Origin of the sequence: Georgenia subflava (assembly GCF_009193155.1) — a bacterium.
Classification (GTDB): domain Bacteria; phylum Actinomycetota; class Actinomycetes; order Actinomycetales; family Actinomycetaceae; genus Georgenia; species Georgenia subflava.
In genome coordinates this window covers 18947-35393 of sequence record NZ_VUKD01000005.1, presented here as the reverse complement: position 1 = coordinate 35393, position 16447 = coordinate 18947, and the positions used below count along the sequence as shown (strand labels likewise).

Below are 16447 nucleotides of genomic sequence, written 5' to 3'. Positions count from 1 at the left end.
CTCGCCAACATGATCGCCGAGTCCGGGATCGATCCTCACGACGCCGAGTGGCTGCACCAGCTCGTCGGAGACTGGCAGGTCGTGGCCGACCTCGCCTTCGCCGACCTCGTGCTGTGGCTGCCCACCCAGGACGGCAGCTTCGTCGTCGCCGCGCACAGCCGGCCCTCCACGGCCGCGACGGTGCACTACGAGGACATCGTCGGTCAGCGGCCCACGGAGGTGCGGCGCCAGCTCATGCGCCAGACCATGTCCGACCGGGGCATCCACGTGCGCGCGGACCCGGTCCAGCGCGGGGCGGACGCCGTGCGGGAGGTGGTCCTGCCGGTGGTGCACGAGGGCAACGTGATCGCCGTGATCACGCGCGAGGTCAGCCTCCCGATGTCGCGGGTGCCCTCGCGCCTGGAGATCTCCTACATCGAGATCGCCGACGTCCTGTCCGGGATGATCAGCCGGGGCGAGTTCCCCCAGCAGGGGGCGCCCACCGGGTCGCGACGCGGCGCCCCACGCGTCGGCGACGGCCTCGTCCGGCTCGACTCCGACGGCCGGGTGGTCTACGCCAGCCCGAACGCCCTCAGCAACTTCCACCGGCTGGGGGTCATCGGCGAGCTCAAGGGCCAGGTGCTCGCGGAGGTGGTCACCGAGCTCATCGAGGACCACACGACCGTCGAGGAGACCATGGCGGTGGTGGTCATGGGGCGGGCGGCCTGGCGCACGGAGGTCGAGTCGCGCGGCGTGACGCTGACCCTGCGCGCGGTGCCCCTGACCGACCGGGGGGAGCGGCGCGGTGCGCTGCTGCTGTGCCGCGACGTCTCCGAGGTGCGCCGCCGCGAGCGTGAGCTCATCACCAAGGACGCCACGATCCGCGAGATCCACCACCGGGTAAAGAACAACTTGCAGACCGTCTCGGCGCTGCTGCGGCTGCAGGCCCGGCGCAGCGACATCCCCGAGGCGCGCGCCGCCCTCAAGGAGGCCGAGCGGCGGGTCGCCACGATCGCCCTCGTGCACGAGACCCTCTCGCAGAACATCGACGAGGTCGTCGACTTCGACGAGGTCTTCGGCCGGGTGCTGCGACTGGCCGGCGACGTCGCCTCCCCGGACTCGTCGGTCCGCACGGTCGTCGACGGCACGTTCGGGGCGGTCGGGGCGGAGGCGGCCACCTCGCTGGCGGTGGTGCTGACCGAGCTCGTGGCCAACGCCGTCGAGCACGGCCTGGCCGGTCGCTCGGGCACGGTCACGGTCGACGCCCGGCGCACCGGCGCCCGGCTCGAGGTGCGGGTGCGCGACGACGGTGCCGGCATCGAGGAGGGCCGGGTGCTGGCCGGTCTCGGCACGCAGATCGTCAACACCCTGGTGACCGGGGAGCTGCGCGGGTCGATCAGCTGGACGCGGGTCCCCGAGGGCGGCACGGAGGTCGTGCTGCGGGCGCTGCTGGGGGAGGCGCGCCAGGTCGGCTGACCTCGGCCGTCACGTCGTTCGGCGGACAGACCGGCGCCTGACCGGCGGAACGACCCGGGGCGGCGACCTACGTCGTGCGGTGGACGGGCCTGCGCCCGACCGGCCGAACGGCCCGGGGCAGCGACCTACGTCGTGCGGTCGACGGACCGGCGCCTGACGGCGAAACGGCCCGGGCGACCGGCTCCGCGCCGGCCGGAGAAACGACGACGCCGCCGGTCTCCCGGCGGCGTCGTACGTAGTTCGGTTCTGGTTCAGCCCGCGCGGCGGGCGCGAGCGGTGCGGCGCTTGAGCGCACGCCGCTCGTCCTCGCTCAGCCCGCCCCAGACGCCGGAGTCCTGGCCGGTCTCGAGAGCCCACTTCAGGCACGTGTCGACGACCGGGCAGCGCTGGCAGACAGCCTTCGCCTCTTCGATCTGCACGAGCGCCGGACCGGTGTTGCCGATCGGGAAGAACAGCTCGGGGTCCTCGGTCAGACAGGAGGCGCGGTGACGCCAATCCATAGGGGCTCCTTAGCGCATGCGTCGGACCACCAGGTCATGGAGGGAAGCAGCGGTCCGGACGCTCGGGTTCAAACTGCTCGGACAAGATTCGCACGCGGCCGGACGGACGACAAGAGGTTTCGGGAAAATGACGGTCCGGTTACCGGAGTGGTCTTCGTCACAGCCGGGCGGCCGCCGGGGCCGCGCGGTACGGAACCCTGCGTACCCTTCAGACGTGCCCGTTCCTCCCGCCGAAGAGCCCGTCCCGACAGCGAAGCCGACCTCCCGACGGGTGCCCCCGCCGCTGCTCGTCGCCTGCCTGCTCGTGGCCCTCGAGTCCGCCGCCCTGGTGGGTATGGCGGTCACCTTCGTGGTGGACGTGGTGCGGGGTGCGACGGCGGACACCCTGAGCCCGCTCGCCCTGGCGGTGTTCTTCGTCGGCTTCGCGCTGCTCATCGGCGGTGCCGCACGGGCGCTGTGGCGCGGCCGCCGGTGGGGCCGCGGACCGGTGGTGACCTGGCAGGTGCTGCAGGCCGCGAGCGTGCTCACCCTCGCCGGCAGTCTCTCGGCCGTGGTGGTGGTGCTCGTCGTCGCGGTGTCGCTCGCCGTGGTCGTCGGGGTCCTGTGGCCCTCGTCGCGTGAGCACGCGTCCGCCGTCGGGGCGCCCACCACCGTCGTGTGACGTTCACGGGGCGGCTACCTGCACCGGGGTCGCCCGTCCGCGCCTGAGCAGCACCCCCAGACCGGGGTGGAACGGTCGGGTCGGGTCCGTGGCTGCCGCCAGCCCCGGTTCCGCCAGCTGCGCCGTGGCCGGGTGGGCGGGCTGGAGCACGAGCAGCGTGGCGCCGGTGCGCCACGTGGCCAGCGGGCCACGGAAGGCGCCCGCCACCGACTCGGTGCGGGCCGCCGCCACCACGGCGAGGTCGTCACGGGAGACGACGAGCGCCTCGAGCGCGGCCATCGCCTGCAGCGGCCAGCGGTCGACGTCGTCGAGGAGCAGCACGACCGGTCCGGCTGGAAGACGTGGATCCTCGGCCGGCGCGACCTCGACGACCCGGCGGCCGTCGAGCTGCTCACGCACCGCGGCGAGGACGGTGCTGCGGCCGCTCCCGGCCGGCCCCACGACGAGGAGGACATCACCGGGCCGGAGGTACGCCCGGACGGCTCCGGCGTCGTCGCCACCGAGCCCGACGACGACGGCACCGTCCTCGACGGGTGTGCCGCGGTGGAGCAGGTCCGGCAGGCGGACCATGGTGGGCAGCGGCGCCAGGCGCAGGGGCCCCGACGCCGTCCCGTCGGCCCCGGCTGCCCCGGCTGCACCGGCTGCTCCGGCTGCTCCGGCGCCGGAGGGTTGCGCAGCACCGGACGGCCAGGCGGCGCTGCTCTCGGCCACCTGCACGACCGTCGCACGGCCGGGCTCGAGCAGCACCCCGCGCCCCGGAACGGGGCGTCCGGCCACCAGGGCGCGGGGCACGCCGGCGAGCAGCGCCTCGGTCTCGTCCCGCGGTGCCAGCACCAGCCGGGTACGCACGCCCTCGACCCAGCGCGCGCCGGCGAGCGACGGCGGTCCGGACAGCACCGGTGCCAGTCCCGCGCGGCGGGCGTCGCGCAGCAGCTGTCCGAGAACCGCCGTGCCGTGGCCCGGTGGTCCCATCAGGTCCAGCCGCTCCGCCACGGCCTCGGCGTCGTCCACGAGCAGCAGGGACGGCGTCGTGCCGGCCTCGCGGTTCGTGCGCAGCAGCTCCAGCAGCCGGGCCGCCCGGCGGGGGTCGTCGGCCCCGACGACGGTCCCCAGCCCCGGACCCCGCAGGTCGGCGAAGCGCGCAGGCTCGGCGGCGACGACGTGCACGCAGCGGCCGGCGGAGAGGCCGGCGACGGCGACCGTCCGGAGCGTCTCGGTCCGTCCGGTCCCCGGCCCACCGGTCACGAGCATCCCGTCCGGCACCCACGTCCACACGCCGAGGCGCTGCTCGGCCGGCAGGTCGGTGAGACCGAGCGCCAGCCCGGCGCCCGGGTCGGCGCCGGGGACGTCGAGCTCTGCGGGCCGGACCCGGTCCGGCAGCTCGGGTGCCCACGGCCGTCCGGGCACCGGCCCACGGGCCTCGACGAGCCACGCGCGGCGGGTGGCCTCGACGACATCGCCGGCCCAGCCGTCCGCGCCGCACCACGGGGTCTGCACGGCGCGCAGCCGGTCGGTGCGCACCAGTGCGCGGCCGGGCAGCGCGGGCAGGTCGGCGGCCGCGGCAGTGCCGACCACGTCCTGTGAGTCGGGCGCCTCGAGGACCCGGAGGCAGATCCGTACGGTCAGGTTGGCCCGGACGTCCGGCCCGACCGAGCCGCCCGGCCGCTGGGTGGCCAGGACCAGGTGGATGCCGAGCGAGCGCCCCTGGGCGGCGAGCCGGACGAGCGCCTGCAGCACGTCCGGGTGGGTCTCGCCGAGCGCCTGGAACTCGTCGACCACCAGCAGCAGCCGCGGGAGCACCTCGTCCGGCCTGAGGCGGCGGAAGCTCGCGAGGTCGGCGGCCCCGACGTCCGCCAGCAGGCGCTCGCGGCGGCGGACCTCGGCCCGCAGGCTCGTGAGAGCACGGTCCGTCCCCGCGGGGTCGAGGTCGGTGAGGACGCCGGCGGTGTGCGGCAGCGGCGCGAGCCCGGTGAAGGTCGCGCCGCCCTTGTAGTCGACCAGCACGAGCTGCAGCGCCGTGGGCGCGTACCGCAGCGCGAGGCCGAGCAGCCAGGCACGCAGCAGCTCGGACTTGCCCGAGCCGGTCGTGCCCGCCACCAGCGCGTGCGGTCCGTCGGCCACGAGGTCGAGCTCGAGGACACCGTCGGCGGTCACGCCGAGCGGCGCGGCCAGCCCGCCGTGCGCGGCCGCCCACTCCGGTAGGACCCGGTCCGGCCCGCCGACGAGGTCGGCGAGACGGACCTCCTGCGGCAGCTGCGCACCCGTCGGCCCGGGCGCCGCCGCGGCGAGCAGCCGGACGACCTCACGTGCCCAGGCGACTCCGACCGCACCGGCGCGCCCGGGCACCCGGACGACCCGCGTGCACCAGGCGGGGACCTGGTCCATGCGTTCGGCGAGGACGACGAGGCTGCTCCCCGGGACGTGCTGCGGCACGGGCTCGTGCTCGGGGGACCAGGCCGGGCGGACGCCGACCCGCCGGCCAGGGGCGGTGACGTGCTCGCCGTCGCGGTGCGGCAGCGTGGCGGCCCACCGCCAGGCCGGGGGCAGGTCCAGGACGAGGTCTGGTGGAGCGTGCCACGTCGCGAGCTGGCAGACGATCCAGCGGGCGGCCCCGAGCACCGCCGTCCGGCTGCCAAGGAGGGCGACGTGCTCGCCGTCGGCCAGGTCCAGGACGGTGGGTGCCGGTTCCTGGCGGGGTCGCCGTCGTGGTGGCCGCCGCGGCCGTCCCTCCTCCGGCGGGGCGACGGTGACGCGCAGGGTCTCGGCGGGCGGGGCGGCGGCCGCTCCGGCGGCCGCCGTGAGCACCAGCGCAGCGGGGTCGGCGACGGCGGCCTCGACGTCTGCGGGCGCGGCCCCCCGGACCGCGGAGGTGATCGCCACTGCCACGACGAGCAGCGGCAGGGCCAGCAGCGCCCACCGCCACGGCCCCGCGCCGGCGCCGAGCAGCAGGGGCACCATCGTCAGGGACATCAGCAGGGGCAGGGCGACCCGAAGCAGGTCGGGGCGGTGCCGTGCGGTGCCTGCTGCGTCCGTCGGGCCGGCGGGCGGTGGAGAGACGGGCCGGAGCGGTCGCGCGCGCACCTCCAGCACGGTGGTCCCGATCCGCAGCCGGCCGCCGGCCGGGATCTCCCGCCAGCGGTGCGGGCGCAGACGCCGGGCCCGGCGTCCGGGCCGTCGCCGGCGGCTCGCGCGGGCGGGACGCCGCCCCGGCGGGATCCATCGGGTGCCGTTGGCCGAGCCGGTGTCGCGGACCTGGACGCGGTCCCGGCGCGTGCGCACCCGCAGGTGACGGCGGGACACCCGCGGGTCGCTCAGGGCCAGGTCGCCGACGCCGCGACCGACCTCGGCCGCACGTCCCAGCGGGAGGCACCACCCGGTCTCGGGCCCGGCGACGACGGCGAGGTGCCACGCCGTGCGCAGGGCCTCGTGTGCGTCCGGCGGGCCCGGGGCGTCGTCGGCGGGTGTGGTCGTCGTGACCGGGCCGGGGGCCGGTGGCGCCGCCGGCCCGGCGGCCCGCTCGGGAGCTGTGCGCACCGGTCCAGGCTGGCGCCGGCGCTCCCCGGCTGCAGCGACCCTGTGGACGGCCCGGGGTCAGTGGCCGTCCACAGGGGCGTTCGGACGTCAGGCGGCGAGCGCGGCCACCGGCGGCGTGCGCACCGCGGACCGGGCCGGCAGCACCGACGCGGCGAGGCCGGCGACCAGCGCGACGACGGCCACCGCGCCGAGGTGGGGCCACGGCACGACCAGGGCGAGCCCGCCGGTGCCGCCGAGCAGGACGGCGCTGCCCGCCCAGCCGTACAGCAGGCCGAGCACCATCCCGAGCCCGGTGCCGACGGCGGCGATGAGCAGCCCCTCGACCACGAGCGTCCCGCGCAGCTGTCCGCGGGTCATCCCCACCGCCCGGAGCAGGGCGTGCTCGTGCCGGCGCTCGATCACGGACAGGGACAGCGTGTTGGCCACCCCGATGAGCGCGATGACCACGGCCACGCCGAGCAGCCCGATCACGATCGCGAGCAGCGTGTCGATGATCTGGGTGTACCCCTCCCGCTCGACGGCGGCGCCGGTCACGAAGGGAGCCGCCGAGTCGCTGACCTCTGCCACCGCGTCCTGGACCGCCTGGATCGTGGCACCGGCGGGGGCGTCGGCGGCCAGCCGGGCCCACACCTGCGTGACGGCGGCGTCCTGGTCCAGGATCGCCGTCGTCGCCGGCGTGACCACGCTCGTCCAGCCGCCGTCGGGCAGCACCCGCACGGTCAGCTCCGTCGAGCCGTCCACGCCCGCGACCGGCACGCGCTCGCCGTCCGCCGTGCCGGTGGCCTCGGCCAGGTCCGCACCGATGACCACCGTGTCGTCGCCGAGGCCGGCGACGAGGGCGGCGTCGCGGAGGACCTCCCGGCCGGCGGGGTCGAGACCCACCACGGCGGCCTCGACCGCGGAGCCGCCGTCGCCGACCGTTGCGTGCGTCCGGCGCACCGCGACCGCCTCGGCGACGCCGTCCACGTCACCTACCGCGGAGATCTGGGCGGCCGTGAGCGCCTGGTCCCCGGTGCCGACCATGACGTCGACCGGGAAGGTGGAGTCGAGCGTGGCGTCGAGGCTCGCCCGTGCGCTGCCCGCGCCGGTGGCCATCATCGTCACGAGCGCGACGCCGATGACCAGCGCGGTGGCCGTCGCCGACGTGCGCCGCGGGTTGCGCCGGGCGTTGACCGTGGCGAGCCCGACCGTGGCACGTGCCCGGCGGGAGACCGCCGCGGCAGCCGCCCCGACGGCGCGCACGGCCTGCGGCACGACGAAGACCGCGCCGACCATGACGCCCGCGAAGGAGAGCATCCCGCCGAGGATGCCGACAGCGAGGGCGAGCATGACCACCATGTCTGAGTCGTCGGTGAGGAGGGCCGCGCCGACCGCGCCGGCCAGCATCGCGGCGCCGGTCACGGTCAGCACGACGGCGCTCCAGCGGCGCAGGCGTCCGCCGCCGGCCCGCGTGCCGGGGTCGGCCGCCGGCCGCAGCGCGCTGACCGGCGCGACCCGGGTGGCCGCGCGGGCCGGGCCGAGGGCGGCCAGCAGGGTGACGGCCGTGCCGGTCAGCAGCGGCACGGCGACCACGGCCGGCGTCGGGCTGATCGCGGCCGGGAGCGCGATGCCCAGATCGGCGCTCTGGAGGAACCACAGGGCGACCTGACCCAGTCCGAGGCCGGCGGCGAGGCCCGCGAGCGAGGCGAGCAGGCCGAGCGCCGCGGCCTCGAGGAGGACCGAGCGGTGCACCTGTGCCTTGGTGGCCCCGACGCAGCGCAGGAGCGCGAGCGTGCGGGCACGTTGGGCGACGAGCACCTGGAACGTGTTGGCGATGACGATGGCGGCGACGAACATCGCCACGCATCCGAAGCCGAGCACGAGCGCCGTCAGGGACTCGGTCGACCCGGTGAGCTCCTCGGTCCGGGCGAGCGCCTCCTCCTCCGCGGTGCGCACGAGCGTGTCCGGCACGGCGGAGCGGAGCGTGTCGGCGAGCGCGTCCGGAGCGGTGCCGTCGGCAGCGGCGACGAGCACCGACTCGTAGGTGACGGTGGCGTCCGGCCGGAGCTCGGCGGCCCACGTCTCGACGTTCGCACGGGAGACCAGCACCGTGGAGAACGGGGCGACGATGGCCGGCGGGTCCGCGACGGTGCCGGACAGGACGAGGTCCACGCCCCGTGTGACCCACTCGTCGTCGGTGGTGAGCACGTCGCGCTCGACGCGCACCTCGTCGCCCGGGGCGACGCCGAGGCGCTCGGCGGCGGACTCGGTGAGGGCGAGCTCGCCATCGTCCGCGGGTGCGTCGCCGGAGACCCACTCGTAGGGGTCGAGCTCCGCCGAGGCGGCCACCGGGGTGAGCAGGGCGGAGTCCTGGGTGCCGCCTGCGCGCACCTGACCGTAGACCTGGACCATGCCCTCGGCGGCGCTCACGCCGTCGAGGGAGTCGAGCCCGGAGACCACCTCCGGCGTCAGCTCCGTGCCGGCCGGGCGGACGATGACGTCGGCGTCACCGAGAGACGCGGTGACCGCACCGTACGTGGCGTCCTTGATGAGGGAGCCGGCGAGGAGGGTGGCGGCGACGAACGCCGTCCCGACGACGATGGCGACCGCGGCGGCGGCGAGCCGCCCGGCCGAGCGGCGCGTCTGCGCCCAGGTGAGGCGGATCAACGTGCCACCTCCGCGCCGCGCAGGGCGTCGAGCCCGGCCAGGACGGAGTCGGGCGTGGGGTCGGAGATCTCGCCGGCGAGGGTGCCGTCGGCGAGCAGCACCACGCGCTCGGCATAGGCGGCGGCCGCGGGGTCGTGGGTGACCATCACGATGGTCTGGCCGAGCTCGCGCACGCAGGTGCGCAGGAAGGACAGGACCTCGGCGCCCGCGCGGGAGTCGAGGTTGCCGGTGGGCTCGTCGGCGAAGACCACGTCGGGTCGGGTGATCAGCGCCCGGGCGATCGCGACGCGCTGCTGCTGCCCGCCGGACAGCTCGGACGGACGGTGGCCCAGGCGCTCGGTGAGCCCGAGGATGCCGACGAGCTCGTCGAACCAGGCGCGGTCGACGGCGGTGCCGGCCAGCTCGCAGGGCAGGGTGATGTTCTGCTCGGCGGTGTACATCGGCAGGAGGTTGAAGGACTGGAAGACGAAGCCGACCCGCTCGCGGCGCAGCAGCGTCAGGCGCTTGTCGTCGAGCTGGCTCAGATCGGTCTCGCCCAGCAGCACGCGGCCGGAGCTGGCCTCGTCCAGGCCGGCGAGCAGGTGCATCAGGGTGGACTTGCCCGAGCCGGACGGGCCCATGATCGCGGTGAAGCGGCCGGCGGCGAAGGAGACGTCCACCCCGCGCAGCGCGTGGACGGCGACGTCGCCGCTGCCGTAGACCTTGCTCAGACCGACGGCCGTGACGGCTGCTGGCGGGTTCGTGGGACTCATGGTGCTCCTGCGGTCGACTGCCGCGCGGCGAGGCGCCGCGGCCGGGCGTGTCCCGGCACCTTCGACGCTACGGACGAGCGCCCGGGCAGTCGTCGGGCCCCGGGCTGGTCCTTCAGTCATCCCGCAGGTGGACCTCGGCCCTCGCAGCTCCTCCCGACGGCGCCGTCCTCGCCCAGTGGCACGAAGTGGTGGGGTTTCGGCGCGCGGAGGGGTGTGGAAGGTGTCGTTCGGCGCGTGGGTTCGTCGAGTGGCACGTAGTGGTGGGGTTTCGGCGCGCGGGGTGGTGTGGAAGGTGTCGTTCGGCGCGGGTGCTCGTCGAGTGGCACGTAGTGGTGGGGTTTCGGCGCGCAGGGTGGTGCGGAAGGTGTCGTTCGGCGCGTGGGTTCGTCGAGTGGCACGAAGCGGTGGGGTCTCGGCGCGCACGGTGGTGCGGAAGGTGTCGTTCGGTGGCCGCGGCGGTGGCGGGTCGACGCGCGCTGGAGCTCACGAACCCGGGGTGACCAGGCCGGTTTCGTAGGCGACGACGACGGCCTGGACCCGGTCGCGGGCGCCGAGCTTGGCCAGCACTCGCCCGACGTGGGTCTTCACGGTCGCCTCGGCGACGAAGAGGTCGGCGCCGATCTCGGTGTTCGACCGGCCCCGTGCCATGAGCACCAGCACCTCGCGCTCGCGGTCGGTGAGGGACTCCAGGACTGCGGGGGAGGCCTTCTGCTCGTCGGGCAGCACACCGGCGAGGTGCTCGATCAGCCGACGGGTCGACGACGGGGCGATGACGGCGTCGCCCCGGTGGACCGTGCGGATGGCGGCGAGCATCTCCTCCGGCGGGGCGTCCTTGAGCAGGAAGCCGCTCGCGCCCGCCTTGATCGCCTGGAGCACGTACTCGTCGAGGTCGAAGGTCGTCAGGATGATGACCCGCGGGGCCGAGCCAGTGGGTGCGGCGCCCGAGGTGAGCCGGGCGGTGGCGTCCAGACCGTCCATGGTGGGCATGCGCACGTCCATCAGGACGACGTCGACGTCGTGCGAGCCGAGCAGCCGCAGGGCCTGGGCGCCGTCGCCGGCCTCGATGACGACGTCCATGTCCGGCTGGGACCCGATGACCATGGCGAAGCCGGCACGGACCAGCTGCTGGTCGTCGACGAGAGCGACGCGGATGGGGGAGGTGGACGGCTCGGCCTGGCTCATCGATGTCCTTGGTCGGGCCGGCTGTGGCCGGCGGGTCGTGCGGGGTCAGGTGGGACGACGGCGGATCGTGCGGGGTCACGTGGGTCGACGGCGGTGTGCCCGGAGGCGGCCTCGGCGCCCGGCGCGGGGAGGCCAGCCGCGGGTGCAGACGCGGCGCCAGGGGTCGGCGCGGGCGGGGCAACCTCGGGTGCGGACGCGGAATCCCGGGGCGGCACCGGGACTCCTGCCGTGTATGCGGTCGCGGCATCCCGGGGCGGCGCGGGTGCGGCAGCCACACGTGCGGACGCCGCACCCTGGCTGGCGGAGGCGGTGCCCGGCAGCGGGATCTCGGCCAGCACACGGTAGCCGCCACCGGGGCGCGGGCCGGTGGTCACGGTGCCGCCGAAGAGCGTGGCGCGCTCGCGCATCCCGACGACCCCCTGCCCCAGACCGTCGGAGGTGGCGGCGGCGCCGCGGCCGTCGTCGTCGACCTGCAGGACGAGGCCGTCAGGACGCCACTGCTGCACCACGGTGACCCGCGCGTCCGGGCCGGCGTGCTTGAGCACGTTCGTCAGCGCCTCCTGCACGATCCGGTAGACGCTGAGACCGGCGCCGGGCGGCAGCGGCTGGGGGCTGCCGGTCCGCACGAGGGACACCGCCAGCCCGGTCGCGCGGACCTGCTCGACCAGCGCGTCGAGGTCCGCGTCGTCGGGCTGCGGCTGGTGCTCCGCGGGGGCGCCGCCCGCGGTGCGCAGGACCCCGAGGATGCGCCGCATGTCCGCCAGGGCGTCGCGTCCCATCCCGGCGATGGTCTCCAGCGCGCGCTCGGCCGCCGCGGGATCGGTCCGGGCGGCGTAGCGGCCGCCGTCCGCCTGGGCGATCACGACCGAGAGCGAGTGGGCGACGACGTCGTGCATCTCGCGGGCGATGCGGGTGCGCTCGGCCGCCGTCGCGATCTGCACCTGCTGGTCGCGCTCGACCTCGAGCCGGTGCGCGCGCTCGACCAGCGCATCCATCCGCTCGATGCGGCTGCGCCGCGCGATCGCCAGGGCCCAGGTCGCGAAGACGATGCCCGCCACGGCGAGGGTGCCCGAGGCGAAGCTGAGCCAGGAGAAGTCGCCGGACCAGGGACCGGACACCATCACGCCGATCAGCAGCGCCCCGGTCAGAGCGCCGAGCAGGCCGGCTCGCCGCGCCCAGCGCGGCGCGTAGATGGTGACCGAGTACAGGGCCACCAGCACGAGCACGTCGGTGGGCAGCAGGGGCGCACCCAGGACGAGGTGCAGCAGGGCCGCGGCGTACACGGTGGCCGCGGACGCGGCGGGGCGGGTCCGTCGCCAGGCCAGCGCGCCGCACATGACGACGGCGCAGACGCCCGCGACCGTCGGGGCGAACGTGGTGCCGTAGCTGTACGCGTGCGCGTTCGCCATGCTCGGTGCGCCGAGGAGGAAGACGAGCACGACGGCGACCAGCGAGTCGACCGTCCGCACCCGGGTCGCGGGGTCGCGAAGGCGCGCGCGCAGGCCCTCGATCGCTCCCATGGTTCCCAGCGTAAGGAGTGCCGGGCCGGCGCGGATCAGCCTCCGGGCTGAGGTGCCCGCGACCGGCAGTCATGCCACGGTGGGACGGACGAGGCTCAGCGAAGTCTCATCATTCGGTCAAGGAATCGCCTAGAAGGTCTCGGCTGGATAACGAAACTCTTGTCAAATCGCTATGATGTGGTTCACATCCGCACGCCTGCCCACACGGCGGGAACGGTGGTGTGGCAACGGTTTCCGCCTGCAACGGTGGGCGGCGACCGGTGACGGGCGGGCCGGAACACAGAGGTTGTGGCCCGTCGCAAGGGTCCATAGCGTGACTGAGCACCATGACCACTCGGGGTGACCCGTCCGGTGCTGCGCGCCCCGGGGGAGCGGCAGCCGCCGGGAGGCTCTGCCTCGTCCAACCGAAGGGACCATGATGACAACCACCTCACGCCGCAAGGCCGCGATCGCCTCGCTGGCGGGCGCCCTCGCCCTGGGGCTCGCCGCCTGCGGCAGCTCCGACGACGGCGACGACACCGGCGCCGACGGCGGCGCCACCGGGGGCGGAGAGGCCGGCGACGTCCTCACCCTCGAGCAGCTCCAGGAGGACGGCACCATCACCGTCGGCTTCGCCGGCGAGGCGCCGTACAGCTTCCAGGAGGGCGGGGAGCTCACCGGCGCGACCGTCGCCCTGCACGAGCGGATCTGGGGAGAGCTCGGCATCGACAACGTCGAGGGGCAGCAGGCCGAGTTCGGCCAGCTGATCCAGGGCCTCAACGCCGGACGCTTCGACGTCATCGCCGCGGGGATGTCGATCCTGCCCGAGCGCTGCGAGCAGGCCTCCTTCTCCGACCCGGAGTTCATGTACACCACTGCGCTCATGGTCGAGGAGGGGAACCCGCTCGGTCTGTCCGACATGCAGTCCATCGCCGACGCCGACGGGGTCCAGATGGCCGCCATGACCGGCGCCATCGAGTCGACCTACGCCGACTCCCTGGGGCTCGAGACCCTGCAGGTCGGCAACCCGCAGGACGGGATGGACGCCGTCGTCAACGGCCGTGCGGACGTCTTCGCCCTCACCGGCATCTCCCTGAACTGGATGGCCGACAACAACCCCGACGCCCCGGTCGAGGTGACCGAGTCCTTCGTGGCGGTCATCGACGGCGAGGAGCAGGTGGGGGCCGGCGGCACGGTCTTCCGCGACGCCGACACCGACCTGCGCGACGCCTACAACGAGGAGCTCGCGAAGATCGTGGGGGACGAGGCCACCTACCTCGAGGTCGTGGGTGACTTCGGCTTCACGGCCGAGGAGCGCCCCACCGGTGACCTGACCACCGAGCAGCTCTGCGCCGGCGACCTGGGCTGACCCTCTAGTCCATGGACAATATCGACGCACTGATCGCGCGGCTGCCGAGCCTGGGCGAAGGGGTGCTGGTCACCCTGCAGCTCACGCTCGGCGGCGGCGTGCTCGCCTTCGTCATCGCGGTGGTGCTCGGTCTGTCGGCCCGTAGCCGTCTGATGGTCGTCCGCGGCGCGGCCCGGGTCCTGATCGAGTTCTTCCGCGGAACCTCGCTGCTCGTGCAGCTGTTCTGGCTCTTCTACGTGCTGCCCCTCTTCGGGGTCCAGCTGAGCTCGCTGTTCTGCGGTGTGCTCGCGCTGGGCCTCAACTACGGCGCCTACGGTGCCGAGGTGGTGCGCGGGGCGATCAACTCCGTGCCCAAGGGCCAGTGGGAGGCCACGACCGCGCTGAGCATGAGCCCGGCCCGCACGATGGTCAAGATCATCTGGCCGCAGGCCTGGGCGATCATGATCCCGTCCCTGAGCAACCTGCTCGTCATGCTGCTGAAGGGCACCGCCGTCGCCTACATCATCCTCATGCACGACCTGACCTTCGTGACCGAGCGGCTGCGCCAGGCCACCAACGACACGTTCTTCTCCTACGGCGTCGGGATGGTCATCTACTTCCTCATCGCGTACTGCCTCGTGCTGATCGCCAACGCGCTCGAGATCCGGGCCAAGCGCCGGCTGGGGCAGGCGCCCCCGAAGCGCGGCCGGTTCGAGGCGAAGGCGCCCACCGCCCATGCCGGGGAGGTGGCCTGATGGGTAACGACATCTGGAGCTGGGAGCGAGCGGGCGAGGTCTTCCCGCAGCTCATCGAGACGTTCCTGCAGGTGACCCTGCTGGCCACGGTCGTCGGCTCGATCATCGCCGCCGTGCTCGGCCTGATCGTGGCGATGGTCCGCCGACTCGCACCGGTCTGGATCGCCAAGCCGCTGCACTGGGTGATGGAGTTCATCCGGATGACCCCGTTGGTCATCCAGCTGCTCTTCGCCTACTACACCTTCTCGGCGTTCGAGGGCCTCACCATCGGCATCACCGTGCTGGGCATCCACTACGCCGCCTACATGGCCGAGGTGTACCGCTCCGGCATCGACGCCGTGCCGAAGGGGCAGTGGGAGGCCACCACGGCGCTGTCGATGTCGAAGTCCCGGACCTGGCGGAAGGTGATCATCCCGCAGGCGCTGCGCACCACGGTGCCGGCGCTGGGCACGTGGGTGATCTCGATGTTCAAGGACACCCCGTTCCTCACGGTGATCTTCGTCGTCGAGATGCTCACCCGGGCGGAGGAGTACGGCGCACGCACGTTCGTCTACACCGAGGCCATCACCCTGGCGGGTCTGATCTTCCTCGCCGCCAGCTACCCCACGTCCGTCCTGCTGCGCAGATTGGAACACCGCCTTGCCCGATACTGAGAACGAGACCGTGCCGGGCGGCACCGACGTGCCTGCCCTGCGTTTCGAGAACGTCGTCAAGAAGTTCGGCGAGAACGTCGTGCTCAACGACCTGAACTTCGACGTGCGGAAGGGTGAGCGCGTCACGCTCATCGGCCCCTCCGGCTCGGGGAAGACGACGATCCTGCGTCTGGTCATGACGCTGGAGGAGCTCACCGGCGGCTTCATCTACGTCGACGGCAAGCCGCTCACGCACGAGCTGCGCGACGGCAGGCGGGTCGAGCGCAGGCCCAAGGACGTCGCGAAGATGACCACGATGATCGGGATGGTCTTCCAGCAGTTCAACCTCTTCCCGAACATGTCGGTCCTGGAGAACATCACCGAGGCGCCAGTGCACGTGCTCGGGAAGTCCAAGGAGGAGGCCGACCGCCGGGCTCGCGAGCTGCTCGACCTGGTCGGCCTCGGGGACAAGGCCGACGCCCACCCCACCCGGCTCTCCGGCGGTCAGCAGCAGCGGGTGGCCATCGCGCGGGCGCTCGCGATGGACCCGGAAATCCTGCTGCTGGACGAGGTCACCTCGGCGCTCGACCCCGAGCTGGTCGGGGAGGTGCTGACCGTGCTGCGCGACATCGCCCGCAACACGGACATCACCATGCTGATCGTCACGCACGAGATGCAGTTCGCCGCCGAGGTCTCCAACCGGGTGCTGATGTTCGACGGCGGCCGGATCATCGAGGAGGCGTCGCCCGACGTGATGTTCTCCGACCCCAAGCAGCAGCGCACCAAGGACTTCCTCCAGGCCGTCCTGTAGCCAGCGACACGCAAGGGCGACGCCGCTGCGGCGTCGCGCCGTCGGGCGCTGGGGCGCCACCGGATCCGGTGGCGCCCCAGCGCCTCGGTGGTGCGGCTCGCTCAGCGCACCACTGTGTACCGGGCGCACGTGAAGTCACGGTTGCGCGCGACCTCCTCCAGCCTCAGCTCGATCCGTCGCGGCAGCAGCGGTGCCCCGCCCCCGAGGGTCACCGGGGCGTACTGCACGAACAGCTCGTCGAGCAGTCCCAAGTCGGCGAACTGGCCGGCGAGGTCGCCGCCGCCCACGACCCAGAGGTTCTTGCCGGCCGCGGCCTCGGACATCCGCCGGTGGACGTCGCGGACGTCGTCGCTCGTGAAGGTGATGTCCGCGCCGGGCCCGCCCGGCAGGTCCCGGTGCGTGAAGACCCAGGACGGCATGGTGTAGGGCCACGTCGCGCCCTCCTTCGAGAGCTCGTGCTCGAGGAGCCACTCGTAGGTCGTCGCGCCCATCGCGACCGCACCGACGTCGGCGATGAACGAGGGATAGCTCATCGGCCCCTTCTCGTCGATGTCGCGGGTGAGGAGCCAGTCGAGCGAGTTGTCGGGGTCGGCGATGAATCCGTCGACGCTGGACGCGGTGTAGTACTGGGTTCGCATGCCTCCCACCTCACCGTGCGGCGGGCGCCTCTGT

At 74.0% G+C, this 16447-nt stretch carries 13 protein-coding genes; 6 read left to right on the top strand and 7 right to left on the bottom strand.

What is annotated here, in order from left to right; genetic code table 11:
• Positions 1-9: 9 nt before the first annotated feature.
• Positions 10-1455 carry a sensor histidine kinase gene (locus GD748_RS16120; RefSeq protein ID WP_405002697.1) on the top strand — a complete coding sequence of 482 codons (1446 nt, stop codon included), beginning with the start codon at positions 10-12 and terminating at the stop codon, positions 1453-1455.
• Between the two features lie 251 nt (positions 1456-1706).
• On the opposite strand, the gene GD748_RS16115 is transcribed toward GD748_RS16120, so the two are convergent.
• Positions 1707-1955 carry a WhiB family transcriptional regulator gene (locus GD748_RS16115; RefSeq protein ID WP_123913725.1) on the bottom strand — a complete coding sequence of 83 codons (249 nt, stop codon included), beginning with the start codon at positions 1953-1955 and terminating at the stop codon, positions 1707-1709.
• Between the two features lie 214 nt (positions 1956-2169).
• Between GD748_RS16115 and GD748_RS16110 the strand changes: the two genes are divergently transcribed.
• The gene (locus tag GD748_RS16110; protein ID WP_152196270.1) at positions 2170-2616 is read left to right on the top strand and encodes a hypothetical protein; all 447 of its coding nucleotides are present in this window, start codon (positions 2170-2172) and stop codon (positions 2614-2616) included.
• A gap of 3 nt (positions 2617-2619) precedes the next feature.
• Here GD748_RS16110 and GD748_RS16105 read toward each other — a convergent pair whose 3' ends face one another.
• From GD748_RS16105 to GD748_RS16085, 5 genes are all read right to left on the bottom strand, one after another.
• Positions 2620-6150, bottom strand: a complete 3531-nt coding sequence (locus GD748_RS16105; RefSeq protein WP_152196269.1) for an FtsK/SpoIIIE domain-containing protein — start codon at positions 6148-6150, stop codon at positions 2620-2622.
• Positions 6151-6237: 87 nt separating this feature from the next.
• Complete coding sequence (locus GD748_RS16100; RefSeq protein WP_152196268.1) at positions 6238-8796, bottom strand: ABC transporter permease; 2559 nt, start codon at positions 8794-8796, stop codon at positions 6238-6240.
• The gene (locus tag GD748_RS16095; protein WP_152196267.1) at positions 8793-9548 is read right to left on the bottom strand and encodes an ABC transporter ATP-binding protein; all 756 of its coding nucleotides are present in this window, start codon (positions 9546-9548) and stop codon (positions 8793-8795) included. Before GD748_RS16095 ends, GD748_RS16100 begins: the two co-directional genes overlap by 4 nt.
• A 483-nt stretch (positions 9549-10031) precedes the next feature.
• The gene (locus tag GD748_RS16090) at positions 10032-10730 is read right to left on the bottom strand and encodes a response regulator (protein ID WP_152196266.1); all 699 of its coding nucleotides are present in this window, start codon (positions 10728-10730) and stop codon (positions 10032-10034) included.
• Positions 10727-12250, bottom strand: coding sequence for a sensor histidine kinase (locus GD748_RS16085; protein WP_226921471.1), 1524 nt, complete (start codon positions 12248-12250; stop codon positions 10727-10729). The genes GD748_RS16090 and GD748_RS16085 overlap by 4 nt, the downstream gene beginning before the upstream one ends.
• A gap of 415 nt (positions 12251-12665) precedes the next feature.
• Between GD748_RS16085 and GD748_RS16080 the strand changes: the two genes are divergently transcribed.
• The 4 genes from GD748_RS16080 to ehuA are packed head-to-tail and all read left to right on the top strand — an operon-like array spanning position 12666 to position 15775.
• Entirely contained in the window at positions 12666-13598 is a 933-nt protein-coding gene (locus tag GD748_RS16080; RefSeq protein WP_405002693.1) for a transporter substrate-binding domain-containing protein, read from the top strand.
• An 11-nt stretch (positions 13599-13609) separates the two neighbouring features.
• Positions 13610-14332: an ectoine/hydroxyectoine ABC transporter permease subunit EhuC gene (ehuC, locus tag GD748_RS16075; protein ID WP_152196264.1), complete on the top strand. Its 723-nt coding sequence runs from the start codon at positions 13610-13612 to the stop codon at positions 14330-14332.
• Positions 14332-14985, top strand: coding sequence for an ectoine/hydroxyectoine ABC transporter permease subunit EhuD (ehuD, locus tag GD748_RS16070; RefSeq protein ID WP_152196263.1), 654 nt, complete (start codon positions 14332-14334; stop codon positions 14983-14985). The genes ehuC and ehuD overlap by 1 nt, the downstream gene beginning before the upstream one ends.
• Complete coding sequence (gene ehuA / locus GD748_RS16065; RefSeq protein WP_152196262.1) at positions 14972-15775, top strand: ectoine/hydroxyectoine ABC transporter ATP-binding protein EhuA; 804 nt, start codon at positions 14972-14974, stop codon at positions 15773-15775. The genes ehuD and ehuA overlap by 14 nt, the downstream gene beginning before the upstream one ends.
• 101 nt (positions 15776-15876) lie before the next feature.
• Here the strand turns inward: ehuA and GD748_RS16060 are convergent, their stop codons facing one another.
• Positions 15877-16413: a dihydrofolate reductase family protein gene (locus tag GD748_RS16060; protein WP_152196261.1), complete on the bottom strand. Its 537-nt coding sequence runs from the start codon at positions 16411-16413 to the stop codon at positions 15877-15879.
• Between the last annotated feature and the right edge of the window lie 34 nt (positions 16414-16447).

Excerpts from the sequence above, each read along its gene's own strand:
- GD748_RS16120 (WP_405002697.1), top strand. The coding sequence starts at position 10 with ATGATCGCCGAGTCCGGGATCGATCCTCACGACGCCGAGTGGCTGCAC.
- GD748_RS16115 (WP_123913725.1), bottom strand. The coding sequence starts at position 1,955 with ATGGATTGGCGTCACCGCGCCTCCTGTCTGACCGAGGACCCCGAGCTG.
- GD748_RS16095 (WP_152196267.1), bottom strand. The coding sequence starts at position 9,548 with ATGAGTCCCACGAACCCGCCAGCAGCCGTCACGGCCGTCGGTCTGAGC.
- GD748_RS16090 (WP_152196266.1), bottom strand. The coding sequence starts at position 10,730 with ATGAGCCAGGCCGAGCCGTCCACCTCCCCCATCCGCGTCGCTCTCGTC.
- GD748_RS16085 (WP_226921471.1), bottom strand. The coding sequence starts at position 12,250 with ATGGGAGCGATCGAGGGCCTGCGCGCGCGCCTTCGCGACCCCGCGACC.
- GD748_RS16080 (WP_405002693.1), top strand. The coding sequence starts at position 12,666 with ATGATGACAACCACCTCACGCCGCAAGGCCGCGATCGCCTCGCTGGCG.
- ehuC (WP_152196264.1), top strand. The coding sequence starts at position 13,610 with ATGGACAATATCGACGCACTGATCGCGCGGCTGCCGAGCCTGGGCGAA.
- ehuD (WP_152196263.1), top strand. The coding sequence starts at position 14,332 with ATGGGTAACGACATCTGGAGCTGGGAGCGAGCGGGCGAGGTCTTCCCG.
- GD748_RS16060 (WP_152196261.1), bottom strand. The coding sequence starts at position 16,413 with ATGCGAACCCAGTACTACACCGCGTCCAGCGTCGACGGATTCATCGCC.